This window comes from Yoonia sp. TsM2_T14_4 (assembly GCF_049602355.1).
Classification (GTDB): Bacteria; Pseudomonadota; Alphaproteobacteria; order Rhodobacterales; family Rhodobacteraceae; genus Yoonia; species Yoonia vestfoldensis_A.
The window spans coordinates 35,493-47,500 of record NZ_CP187137.1; the positions used below are offsets into that span (position 1 = coordinate 35,493).

The window sequence follows — 12,008 nt, forward strand, 5'->3', positions numbered from 1 at the left end:
ACCCTTGCGGGCTTTTCCAGTCCGGGTGGCGATCTGCCCGCAACTTTCTGATCCCGTCCCAAAGAAAAAGGCCGCGCCCCGAAGGATGCGACCTTTTTGATCTGCTGCTTTGGCAGGTCTTAGCCCTGACGGGCCTTGAACCGGCGTTGCGTCTTGTTGATCACATAGACGCGGCCCTTACGGCGCACGACGCGGCAATCGCGATGGCGCTGCTTGAGCGAGCGGAGGGAGTTACGGACCTTCATGGTGCGTGTCCTTCATGTCGCGGCGCGCGGATTGCGCCTTGGGTTGCATTTAGGCCGGAATGGCCCGCGAAATCATGGTGGACGATACTGGGATCGAACCAGTGACCCCTTCGATGTCAACGAAGTGCTCTACCGCTGAGCTAATCATCCATGCCGTCAACGGTTTGATGCGCCCTATAACGAAATAGGACGCGGCACGAACCGCGTCAGTCGTGCGGTCTATAAAAGGAGTCGGAACAGGGATCAAGGGCTTTTGCTCATTTCCACAAATGCGCTAGATTGAAGACCTGAAGGAGTGTTTCATTGCCGACATCGCCCTATCATCTATTGCTGCCAGAGGCGCGTTCGACCAGCGTCGTTTTCGCTTCGCCACACAGCGGGCGTGACTATCCTGCGTCGTTTCTGCGCCGCGCGGTGCTGGATGCGCAGGAAATTCGGTCGTCGGAAGATGCATTTGTCGATCTGCTGTTCGCATCAGCACCACTGCATGGCGCCCCGTTCCTGACCGCGACTGCGCCGCGCGCTTTTCTTGATCTCAATCGTGGGCCGGATGAATTCGACCCGGCCCTGATCGAAGGCGTTCGGCGCAACATCCATAACCCACGCGTCGCCAGCGGTTTGGGTGTGATTCCGCGCGTTGTGGCGAATGGCCGGCAGATCTATCGCGGCAAGCTGACACTGGTTGAGGCGCATCAACGCGTCATTCAATATTGGCGGCCCTATCATGACCGTTTGCAGATGCTGATAGACCAAAGCATCAATGATTTTGGTCAGGCTGTTCTGATAGATTGTCATTCGATGCCGCATGAGGCGCTGGAAAACATGGGGCCGCCAGGAGCGGGCCGTCCCGATGTCGTGCTCGGGGACCGTTTCGGGGCAACGGCGTCGGGCGCGGTGATGGATCAGGTCGAGGCGGCATTTATCGCGGCGGGGCTGAAAGTGGCGCGCAACATGCCTTTTGCCGGGGCCTATATCACGCAGCATTATGGCCGCCCGTCGCGCAACCAGCACGCCATTCAGGTCGAGATCGACCGCGCGCTTTACATGCATGAAACAACGCTGACGCCCAGCGCCGGTTTTGATGCGTTTCGGGATTTGCTGGGCGGGGTGATCGCCGCACTTGCCAATATCGGACGCGTGCCTGCGGTGCGTGTCGCCGCTGAGTAAGGTGGATCAAGCACCTTACCGCAACGCGCGCCCCTTGATGATCGCATCAGACCCGTATCTCTGTCGGATAACATCGGTGGCATGCTCCGCCTTGGCCCGTTGGTCTGCCGTAGGGTCCAGCAGGTCGCCGCTGCGGTCCGCATCCGCAGCCGCTGTGATGTCTGACAGCCCGACCCCCAGCAAACGGTAAGGCCCCGACCCCGGTACCTGATCAAACAGACCCCGCGCGGTGCGATAGATCGTGTCAGCCAGCTGCGTGGGGTGATGCAGGCTTTGCCGTTTCGAGATGAGCCGAAAATCTGCTGTCTTGAGTTTCAGCTGCACGACACGCCCCGCCTTGTCGGTCGCCTTGGCCCGCGCGCTGACCTTTTCGGCCATGCGCCACAGATGCCCGTCGAGAATATCGGGATTGCCGGTGTTTTCGTGAAAAGTGGTTTCATTTGACAGCGTCTTGACCGGTGCATTGGGGCTGATCCGGCGCCCGTCTTCGCCGCGCGCCAGTGCATAAAGCCGTTCCCCGGTGTGGCCGAATCGCGCGTGCAGGTCGCGCCGATCCCAGCGCAACAAATCGTCAAAGGTGCGGATGCCCGCAGATTCGAGGCTGGCCTGTGCCGCAGGACCGATCCCCCAGATCAGCCTGACTGATCTAGGCCGCAGGAAGGCCGGGGTTTCATCCTTGCCGATGATCGAAAAGCCGCGCGGCTTTTCCAGATCGGACGCGACCTTGGCCAGAAATTTATTATGCGACAACCCAATCGACCCCGTCAGGCCCAATTCATCCTTCATCCGCTTGATCAGCCGCGCCAGCATCACGGCGGGTGGCGCATGGTGCAGTTTTGTGGTGCCGCGCAGGTCCATGAACGCCTCGTCCAATGACAAAGGTTCGACCAGAGGCGTCAAGTCATCCATCATCGCGCGGATCGCGCGGGACGCTTTGACATAGGCGTCGAACCGCGGTTTGATGACGACAGCCTCTGGGCAAAGCTTCAGCGCCTGAAACATCGGCATGGCGGATTTGACGCCCTTGATGCGCGCCAGATAGCAGGCGGTGGACACGACCCCGCGCCTGCCACCGCCGATGATGACAGGTTTGTCGGCGAGACCCGGATTGTCGCGCTTTTCCACCGAAGCATAGAAGGCGTCACAATCCATATGCGCGATGCCCAGTGCGAACAATTCGGGGTGCCGTGTCACGCGGGGTGACCGGCAGGCGGGACAGCGTGTTTCGCTGTCGAATGTCGTCAGGCAATCGCGGCATAATGCAGGCATGTCGCATCATAGACTGGGCGGTTGCGTAAAAAAGAGACTTCTGGCCTCCGGCGGGGATATTTATCCTCGGAAGATGCGGAATTTCATTTGCGTGGTGCCGGGTTCCGGCGTAACCCCGCCACATCACACGCCATCCGGGAGAGAACGGATGTCCGTCGCCGAAGGAGCAACCGCCCCGGTCACTCTCAGGCAAAAGGACCGGTTGGGGTGCAACACGCCGAAGAGTGGCCTTTGATGGTCCGCCGAAGGAGCAAGCCCCGCGACGGGTGAATCTCTCAGGCACAGCAACGGCGGGGGCGAGCGCGCGCAAGCGCCAATGGCGGAGAAATGCCATGCCTTCGATTGCTGTTATCGGTGCCGGGATTACCGGCGTCACCACTGCCTATTCCCTGATGATCCGCGGGTTCGACGTGACGGTCTATGACCGCCAGCGTTACGCCGGAATGGAGACCAGTTTTGCCAATGGCGGCCAGTTGAGTGCCTCCAATGCCGAGGTCTGGAACCAATGGTCCACCGTGCTGAAAGGGATCAAGTGGATGTTGCAGGGCGATGCGCCCTTGTTTGTGAATCCGCGCCCCGGTTGGCACAAGGTCAGCTGGATGATGGAATTTCTGGGCAATATCCCCAATTACAAGTCCAACACCGTCAAGACCGCGCGGTTGGCTGTTGCCGCGCGCGCGGGTCTGGCGGAGATGGCGGACAGGTCCGGTGTGGATTTCGATTTCAGCCCTGCGGGCATCCTGCATTTCTACAAGACTGACAAGGACCTGCGCCATGCCCGCATGGTCAACGGGTTGTTGCGCGAGGGCGGTCTGGATCGCCGCGAACTGACCGTGGACGAGGTTTTGGCGCGCGAACCCACCCTGCGTGGCGATATCATTGGCGGGTTCTGGACCGAAAGCGACAGCACTGGTGATATTCACAAATTCACTGTCGGGCTGGCCGATTGGCTGCAAAAGCAGGGCGTGACCTTTCGCCTTGGTGTGCCGGTGACGGACCTGCATCTGCGCGATGACGGGGTTTATGTGGAAAGCGGAGACGAGACCCGCTTTGACGGTATCGTCATTTCGGCCGGTGTCGCCAGTCGCAAATTCGCGGCCAAGCTGGGGGATCGCGTGAACATCTATCCGGTCAAAGGCTATTCGATCACGGTCAATCTGAACGATGCGGCCAGTCAGGCGGCGGCGCCAACGACTTCCTTGCTGGATGACAAGGCCAAGATCGTCACATCCCGTCTGGGTCGGGACCGGCTGCGGATTGCGGGTACGGCGGAGTTCAACGGCGAAAACCGCGATATTCTGGAACGTCGTGTGCGCCCCTTGATCCAATGGTGCGAAACGCATTTTCCCGATGTTTCGACCGAGGCTTGTGTGCCTTGGGCGGGCCTGCGCCCGATGATGCCCAACATGATGCCGCGCGTCGGGCAGGGCCGCAATGACCGCGTGTTTTACAACACCGGCCATGGTCATCTGGGCTGGACGCTGAGCCCCGCGACAGCGGACGCCATCGGCGCAACCATCGCCGCGCGTTTCAAAAGCAACAGCATGGCGCGGTATGATTTGAAATCCGCGTCAATCGTGCCTAACTGACACTCACGACAACGCAAGGGATGCACCAATGCCGATGGATCAATTTCTGGCCGAGTTTTTCGGCCAGAACATACTTTATCTTTTGCTGGCGGTGTTCATCGTCGTTTGCGTCATGGCGGGTGTGCGCATCGTGCCGCAATCGGAAAAGTTCGTGGTGGAACGTCTTGGCCGCCTGCAATCGGTGCTTGGCCCCGGTATCAATTTCATCGTGCCGTTTCTGGATCGTGTCCGCCACCAGGTGTCGATCCTCGAACGGCAATTGCCTCCGATGACGCAGGATGCGATCACCTCTGACAACGTGCTGGTACAGGTCGAAACATCGGTGTTTTACCGCATCATCGAACCTGAAAAGACGGTTTATCGCATTCGTGACGTCGATGCTGCGATCTCGACCACCGTCGCGGGGATCGTGCGGTCCGAGATTGGCCGGATGGAGCTTGATCAGGTGCAGGCCAATCGCAGCCGGTTGATCGAAGCGGTGCGCGAACAGGTATCCCAGCAAGTCGATGATTGGGGGATCGAGGTGACGCGCGCCGAAATCCTTGACGTCAATCTGGATCAGGCGACCCGCGCCGCGATGCTGCAGCAGTTGAACGCCGAACGCGCCCGCCGTGCCCAAGTGACCGAGGCCGAGGGCAAGAAACGGTCCGTTGAATTGCAGGCCGATGCCGATCTTTACGCCGCCGAACAAGAAGCCAAGGCGCGCCGCGTGCTGGCTGATGCCGAAGCCTATGCAACGCAGGTTGTGGCAGGTGCGATTGCCGAAAACGGGCTGGAAGCTGCGCAATACCAAGTCGCGCTCAAACAGGTCGAGGCGATATCAAAAATGGGCGCAGGGCAAGGCAACCAGACCGTCGTGCTGCCGGCCAATGCGCTGGATGCTTTTGCCGATGCGTTCAAGATGTTGAAGGGGCGCTGATATGGTATTGTGGGCACAATGGTGGGTCTGGATGTCCGGCGCGCTGATCCTGGCGACGTTAGAGGTCTTGATCCCCGGCTATATCTTTCTGGGCTTCGCCATCGGTGCCGGATTGTTGGGTCTGCTAATCCTGTTCGGGATCAATGCAACCGGGCTTGCGCTAACTCTTGTGATCTTCGCAGTTCTGTCTTTGCTATCCTATCTGGGGATGCGCCGGTTTTTCCGGCTGCGTCAGGGACAGGTCAAGGTCTGGGAAACTGATATCAACGACTAAGGCGCGGTCGCTTGCACTGAAGACAGTTCGCGCAGGATATCTTGGGCGGCTGCGCGCGGATCGGCTGCCTGCCAGATCGGACGCCCGACGACGACATGATCAGCCCCGTTTGCCACGGCTTGCGCAGGGGTCGCCACGCGTTTCTGGTCGCCCCGATCTGCCCCGACGGGCCGCACGCCGGGGGTCACAATCAGCTTGCCTGCCGCTTCGGGGAGCGCGCGAATTAATCCCGCTTCTTGTGGTGACGCGATCACGCCATCGGCCCCCGCCATCAGCGCCAGCCCCGCACGTTCCTGCACCAAATCGGTGATATTGCCCGCCTTGATACAGGACGCGTCCAGATCATTGCGGTCCAGCGACGTCAGGATCGTCACGGCAAGTATTTTCATATCCGACCCTGCCGCCCCCTGCCGTGCCGCGCGCACCACATGCGGGTCGCCATGCACGGTCAGGAAATCCAGATCAAAAGCTGCGATGCCGCGCACTGCCGCCTCGATTGTGGCGCTGATGTCGAACAGTTTCATATCCAGAAAGATGCGCTTGCCCTGATCCTGTTTCAGCTCGTTGGCTAACGCCAGACCGCCGCCCGTCAACATCCCCAGACCGATCTTGTAGAAGCTGACGCTGTCGCCAAGTAGGGCCGTCAGTTCCAGACCGGCCACGACATTGGGGACATCCATCGCAACAATCAGGCGGTCATCGGGCATCTTGGTAATCCTTATCTGTTTGTTGCGGTCTAGCCTGCGCGCTGGTCTTGCGCAATCAATCCGCCCCACCCATTTATACAATGAGGCCCAATTGGGCATGTGCCGCAAAGCCGGGCATGTTCGTCAACGGGCGCTTTATAAAGGAGAACACCATGAACTTGGACAAGTTCACAGAGCGGTCGCGCGGTTTTATCCAATCCGCCCAGACGATCGCAATGCGCGAAAATCATCAGCGTTTGACACCTGAACATCTGTTGAAAGCCTTGCTGGACGACGAGGAAGGGCTTGCCGCCAATCTGATCACCCGTGCCGGTGGCCGCCCTGCCGATGTGCTGGGCGCCGTCAACGCAACCCTTGCCAAACTGCCCAAGGTGACCGGCGATGCTGCGCAGGTCTATCTCGACAATATCACCGCCACGGTGGTGGATGAGGCTGAAAAAATCGCCAAAAAGGCGGGCGACAGTTTCGTGCCAGTTGAACGCTTGCTGACCGCGTTGGCATTGGTAAAATCCAAAGCCAAGGATGCGCTGGATGCCGGTGGCGTCACTGCACAGGCGCTGAATGCCGCGATCAACGACATGCGCAAAGGCCGAACCGCCGATAGCGCCAGCGCCGAAGACAGTTTCGACGCGCTGAAAAAATATGCCCGCGACCTGACCGAAGCCGCCGAGCAAGGCAAGATCGACCCGATCATTGGGCGGGACGAGGAAATTCGCCGCGCGATGCAGGTGCTGTCGCGCCGGACCAAGAACAATCCGGTGCTGATCGGTGAACCTGGTGTGGGAAAAACCGCGATTGCCGAAGGTCTGGCGCTGCGCATCGTCAATGGCGATGTGCCTGAATCGCTGCGCCACAAGAAACTGATGGCGCTGGATATGGGTGCGCTGATTGCCGGTGCGAAATATCGGGGCGAGTTTGAAGAACGGCTAAAGGCCGTGCTGAAAGAGATTGAAACCGCCGCCGGCGAGATCATCTTGTTCATCGACGAGATGCATACGCTGGTCGGTGCCGGTAAGGCTGATGGCGCAATGGACGCCGCCAACCTGATCAAGCCGGCGCTGGCCCGGGGCGAATTGCATTGCATCGGTGCCACCACCTTGGCCGAATATCGCAAATATGTGGAAAAGGACGCAGCTCTTGCCCGCCGGTTCCAGCCTTTGCTGGTCGAAGAACCGACCGTCGTCGACACGATCAGTATCCTGCGCGGGATCAAGGAAAAATATGAATTGCACCACGGCGTGCGGATTTCGGATAGCGCGCTGGTCGCCGCCGCCACGCTGTCCCACCGCTATATCACCGACCGTTTCCTGCCGGACAAGGCCATCGACCTGATGGACGAGGCCGCCAGCCGGTTGCGCATGGAAGTGGACAGCAAGCCCGAAGAGCTCGACGCACTCGACCGCCAGATCCTGCAATTGCAGATCGAGGCCGAGGCGTTGAAGAAAGAAGACGACAAAGCGTCCAAGGACCGGCTGGAAAAGCTGGAAAAGGAACTGGCCGATGTGCAGGACCGCGCGTCGGAAATGACTGCGAAATGGCAGACCGAGCGTGACAAGCTAGAGGATACCCGCGGCGTCAAGGAACGGCTTGACCGTGCGCGCGCCGATCTGGATATCGCCAAGCGCGAAGGCAATCTGGCGAAAGCGGGCGAGCTGTCCTACGGCGTGATCCCGCAACTGGAACGCCAACTGGCCGAGGTCGAGGCGAATGACGACCTGATGGTCGAAGAGGCCGTGCGCCCCGAACAGATCGCCGAAGTGGTGGAACGCTGGACCGGTATCCCGATGTCCAAGATGCTCGAAGGCGAGCGTGACAAGCTTTTGCGCATGGAAGACGCGCTGGGCAAGCGCGTCATCGGCCAGAAAACCGCCGTGCGCGCCGTCGCCAATGCCGTGCGCCGTGCGCGGGCGGGCTTGAATGACGAAAACCGCCCGCTGGGGTCGTTTCTGTTTCTCGGGCCAACCGGCGTGGGCAAGACCGAACTGACCAAGGCCGTTGCCGAGTACCTGTTCGACGACGACAGCGCGATGGTGCGGATCGATATGTCCGAATTCATGGAAAAGCATGCCGTGTCACGGCTGATTGGCGCACCTCCGGGCTATGTCGGTTACGACGAAGGCGGCGTGCTGACCGAGGCTGTGCGCCGCCGCCCCTATCAGGTGATCCTGTTCGACGAGGTTGAAAAGGCGCATCCTGATGTGTTCAACGTGCTGTTGCAGGTGCTGGACGACGGGGTGCTGACCGATGGCCAAGGGCGGCATGTCGATTTCAAACAGACGCTGATCATCCTGACGTCCAACCTTGGCGCGCAGGCGCTGAGCCAGTTGCCTGACGGGGTGGATTCGGGTGCCGCCAAACGTGATGTGATGGATGCCGTGCGCGCCCATTTCCGGCCCGAATTCCTGAACCGGCTGGATGAGACGATCATCTTTGACCGTCTGGCGCGTGATGACATGGCGGGGATCGTCGCGATCCAGCTGGGTCTGCTGGCCAAACGGCTTGCCGGGCGCAACATCAGCCTTGATCTGGATGATGGCGCGCTGCGTTGGCTGGCCGATGAAGGCTACGATCCGGTGTTCGGTGCGCGCCCACTGAAACGGGTGATCCAGCGCACCTTGCAGGACCAGTTGGCAGAAATGATCCTTGGCGGTGATGTCTTGGAAGGCGCCGTGATCAAGGTCACGGCCGGATTGGACGGATTGGACGGATTGATCGTGGGCGACCGTGTCGCCACCAGCAGCCAGATCGCACCGCCAAACCTGCCGCTGCATTAATGCCAAAGCCTTTCCCATCTTCCGAGCCGAAATATCCCCGCCGGAGGCTTCAGCGCCATCAAACGCCCGCATCCGGCAGCGTCTGAAAACAAAAAAGCCCCGGTCATTGACCGGGGCTTTGTCGTATCCAAGAGGACAGGTCTTACATCGGTGGTAGGATCACCGCGTCGATGACGTGGATCACGCCGTTCGATGCTTCGATATCTGCGGTCACGACATTCGCGCCATTGACGGTCACGCCATTCGTGGTGCCGATGGTGATGTCCGCGCCGTTCACGGTTGTTGCGGTCATGCCATCCGACAGATCGGTCGACATCACTTTGCCAGCGACAACATGGTAGGTCAGGATCGCGGCCAGTGCTTCTGGATCGGCCAGCAGACCTTCGACGGTGCCTGCAGGCAGGGCGGCAAAGGCTTCGTCAGTGGGGGCGAATACGGTGAACGGGCCTTCGCTCTTGAGCGTCTCAACCAGACCTGCGGCTTCGACAGCGGCGACCAGTGTTGTGAATGTGCCTGCTTCGACGGCCGTGTCCACGATGTCCTTGGAATGTCCGGCAGCGAAAGCGACCGACGACAAGGCGGTGGTAGTGGCGATTGCGACAAAAGTTCTACGTAGCATGATATGTTCCTTCAGTTGGAAATGCCTTTTCGTTGGCATCGTGCTTTTTACGTAGTGTTTTACGGCTGGATCAGCGGGGATTCCCGCCTACGCCGCTTGACAGAAAGGGCGCGCGGGCTAAGCCGCCGTCATCTGCGATTTCAAATCAACCTCCTGTGAAAAGTCGTGAAAATTCCGTGCAAAACTGGAACATTTCAAACCTTGGCAGCATCGTGAGAAACAAATTCAGCTTTCTGTCGTATAGACAAGTAACCCACCTGAATCGGAGACAGACAATGGCCTATCGCTGGAAGAACACGCTGACCCACGCAGACATCACGCCAAAAGCGGCGTATCTTAACCGGCGACAGATCCTTGCGGGCGCCGCAGGGCTGGGTGCGATCGGTCTGGTGCCACGCGCGGCTGATGCGCAGGCTGGGCTGGAGCCTAACACGCTCGAGGAAATCCGCAGCTACAACAACTTTTATGAATTTGGCACTGGCAAGGGCGACCCCGCCGCGAATGCGCACCAGCTTGTCACAGCGCCCTGGTCGATCAAGGTCGATGGCATGGTGGACCGCCCCGGCGATTACGCGCTGGGCGATCTGTTGGCAGGCCTGACGGTCGAGGATCGCATCTATCGGTTCCGCTGTGTCGAGGCGTGGTCGATGGTCATTCCGTGGAATGGGATCGAACTGGCCGATATCTTGAACAAGGTCGGTGTGCAGTCCGGCGCGCGTTACGTTGCCTTTGAAACCGTGGTCCAGCCCGAAAACATGATCGGGGTGCAGCGCCGCGTGCTGGATTTCCCCTATGTCGAAGGTCTGCGTCTGGACGAAGCGATGCATCCTCTGACCATCATGGCGACCGGTATTTACGGCGAACCCATTGCCAACCAGAACGGCGCCCCGATCCGGCTGGTGGTGCCGTGGAAATATGGGTTCAAGTCGATCAAGTCGATCGTGCGGATCACCCTGACTGATCAGGAACCGCCGATCAGCTGGAATATCGCCAATGCCCGCGAATACGGGTTCTATAGTAACGTGAACCCAAACGTCGATCACCCCCGCTGGAGCCAAGCAAGCGAACGCCGCATCGGTGGCGGCTTGTTCGCGGCACGCCAGGACACGTTGATGTTCAACGGCTATCCCGAAGTCGCGCCCTTGTACGATGGTATGGACCTGTCGGTCTTCATTTAAAGCCTGCGGATCGGATCGGATAGGATAGCCCATGACGCTCTCTGCAACTATCAACGGCGCGTTGCGCAATGTTCGTGCTTGGCCGCTCTATGGTATTGCGGCTACCTATGCTGCGTGGGAATTTTGGCGCGCTGTGAACCAACAAGGCCCCTATCTGGTCGAGCCGATCAATGTGCTGGAACGGACCTATGGGGAAATCGCGCTGATCTTGCTGGTGGCGGGGCTGCTGGTCACGCCGCTGCGGCAATGGACCGGGGTGAACCTGATCAAGTTCCGCCGCGCAATCGGGCTTTGCGCCTTTTTCTTCGTCCTGGCGCATTTTCTGGTCTTCGCAGTGCTGGATGTCCAAAGCTTGGGCCGCGTCTGGACCGAAACAGTCAAGCGACCCTATGTGACAGTGGGGATGCTGGCGTTTGTGTTGTTGATCCCGCTGGCCGTGACATCAAACAATCTGTCAATCCGCAAGATGGGGGCAGCAGCCTGGCGGCAGTTGCACAAGCTGTCTTATGTCGCCGTGATCCTCGGTGCGTTGCACTATCTGTGGCTGTCACGCGGGTTTCAGGTGGAACCGTTGGTCTATCTGGTGCTCAGCATCGGTCTGGTCGCGTTGCGCTACAGGCATGTCGCCTGGCGCAAACAGGCAGCATAGGCCCGACTCACCTGTCTGATGTGACACCATTCGCGCGACTCGTTATTGAATCGGAACATCAAAGGCGGTGTCAGACCTGGCCACTTGTGGGTAACTCTGAGGATAACCCAAAATCTAGTATGTTCCATTTTCATTCCGCCTAACAAAGTTGCAATCGAACCTAGGGTCCGCGAACGGAAATTGCTCTAACCCCCTCAAAAAGCGGAAAAAATCAGGGTTGTCACAAAAAATGTATCTTTCCCGAAAAAACCCCTTGCGGGCTGCGTGCAGTAACCGTAGAACCCCCCTCACCGGCGGCGCAGAGATGCAGTGTCGGGGCGCTAGACGGGTTTGAGGGGCTGGAGACGGTCTTGAAGGTTTGGAAGCGGTAAGAAGAAATTATTGAGGATTAGAGGCGGGCGCGCCGGAGTTTAGGGCGCATCTGTTTTCTTTTTGTCTCTACGCTGTTTGAAATTGATATATCTGAAGAGATATGTGGGCGGTTTGGTTCAGTTCGATGGATCAGACGTCTGTATATCAACGCTCTTAGGGTTTCGGCCCGATGATAGAGTGTCAGCTTCACTGTTTGGACGGTTTCTTGTTTTCTTATGAAAACCTGAAGCACGATAAACAGAGAAA

General features: G+C 59.0%; 11 protein-coding genes, 1 tRNA gene and 1 riboswitch. Of the genes, 7 read left to right on the plus strand and 5 right to left on the minus strand.

Annotation, left to right across the window (positions count from 1 at the left end):
* Window positions 1-119: 119 nt before the first annotated feature.
* Window positions 120-245 (minus strand): type B 50S ribosomal protein L36, encoded by a 126-nt coding sequence (gene ykgO, locus ACPF9B_RS00155; RefSeq protein WP_010141322.1) that lies wholly within the window; start codon window positions 243-245, stop codon window positions 120-122.
* A 75-nt stretch (window positions 246-320) separates the two neighbouring features.
* Window positions 321-395, minus strand: a tRNA-Val gene (locus ACPF9B_RS00160).
* Window positions 396-548: 153 nt separating this feature from the next.
* Here ACPF9B_RS00160 and ACPF9B_RS00165 point away from each other — a divergent pair.
* Window positions 549-1,412 (plus strand): N-formylglutamate amidohydrolase, encoded by an 864-nt coding sequence (locus ACPF9B_RS00165; protein WP_424178393.1) that lies wholly within the window; start codon window positions 549-551, stop codon window positions 1,410-1,412.
* Window positions 1,413-1,427: 15 nt separating this feature from the next.
* On the opposite strand, the gene ACPF9B_RS00170 is transcribed toward ACPF9B_RS00165, so the two are convergent.
* Complete coding sequence (locus ACPF9B_RS00170) at window positions 1,428-2,681, minus strand: DNA polymerase IV (protein ID WP_424178395.1); 1,254 nt, start codon at window positions 2,679-2,681, stop codon at window positions 1,428-1,430.
* A gap of 125 nt (window positions 2,682-2,806) precedes the next feature.
* Window positions 2,807-2,892, plus strand: a riboswitch (glycine riboswitch).
* Between the two features lie 121 nt (window positions 2,893-3,013).
* Between ACPF9B_RS00170 and ACPF9B_RS00175 the strand changes: the two genes are divergently transcribed.
* From ACPF9B_RS00175 to ACPF9B_RS00185, 3 genes are read left to right on the plus strand one after another with little or no spacing between them, the layout of a single operon-like run.
* Complete coding sequence (locus ACPF9B_RS00175; RefSeq protein WP_040482909.1) at window positions 3,014-4,270, plus strand: D-amino acid dehydrogenase; 1,257 nt, start codon at window positions 3,014-3,016, stop codon at window positions 4,268-4,270.
* A 28-nt stretch (window positions 4,271-4,298) separates the two neighbouring features.
* Entirely contained in the window at window positions 4,299-5,189 is an 891-nt protein-coding gene (locus tag ACPF9B_RS00180) for an SPFH domain-containing protein (protein WP_007206026.1), read from the plus strand.
* Between the two features lies 1 nt (window position 5,190).
* Window positions 5,191-5,463, plus strand: coding sequence for an NfeD family protein (locus tag ACPF9B_RS00185; RefSeq protein WP_007206025.1), 273 nt, complete (start codon window positions 5,191-5,193; stop codon window positions 5,461-5,463).
* Here the strand turns inward: ACPF9B_RS00185 and pyrF are convergent.
* Window positions 5,460-6,170 (minus strand): orotidine-5'-phosphate decarboxylase, encoded by a 711-nt coding sequence (pyrF, locus tag ACPF9B_RS00190; RefSeq protein WP_424178399.1) that lies wholly within the window; start codon window positions 6,168-6,170, stop codon window positions 5,460-5,462. The two genes, ACPF9B_RS00185 and pyrF, sit on opposite strands and share 4 nt — an antisense overlap.
* Window positions 6,171-6,322: 152 nt before the next feature.
* Between pyrF and clpB the strand changes: the two genes are divergently transcribed.
* Window positions 6,323-8,944 carry an ATP-dependent chaperone ClpB gene (gene clpB / locus ACPF9B_RS00195; protein WP_424178401.1) on the plus strand — a complete coding sequence of 874 codons (2,622 nt, stop codon included), beginning with the start codon at window positions 6,323-6,325 and terminating at the stop codon, window positions 8,942-8,944.
* Between the two features lie 142 nt (window positions 8,945-9,086).
* Here the strand turns inward: clpB and ACPF9B_RS00200 are convergent, their stop codons facing one another.
* Window positions 9,087-9,563, minus strand: a complete 477-nt coding sequence (locus tag ACPF9B_RS00200) for a fasciclin domain-containing protein (RefSeq protein WP_040483259.1) — start codon at window positions 9,561-9,563, stop codon at window positions 9,087-9,089.
* 275 nt (window positions 9,564-9,838) lie between these two features.
* On the opposite strand from ACPF9B_RS00200, the gene msrP reads away from it, so the two are divergent.
* On the plus strand, window positions 9,839-10,741 hold the full coding sequence (gene msrP / locus ACPF9B_RS00205) for a protein-methionine-sulfoxide reductase catalytic subunit MsrP (protein WP_007206021.1): 903 nt from the start codon (window positions 9,839-9,841) through the stop codon (window positions 10,739-10,741).
* A gap of 31 nt (window positions 10,742-10,772) precedes the next feature.
* Complete coding sequence (gene msrQ / locus ACPF9B_RS00210) at window positions 10,773-11,390, plus strand: protein-methionine-sulfoxide reductase heme-binding subunit MsrQ (RefSeq protein ID WP_424178404.1); 618 nt, start codon at window positions 10,773-10,775, stop codon at window positions 11,388-11,390.
* The last annotated feature ends 618 nt before the right edge of the window (window positions 11,391-12,008 follow it).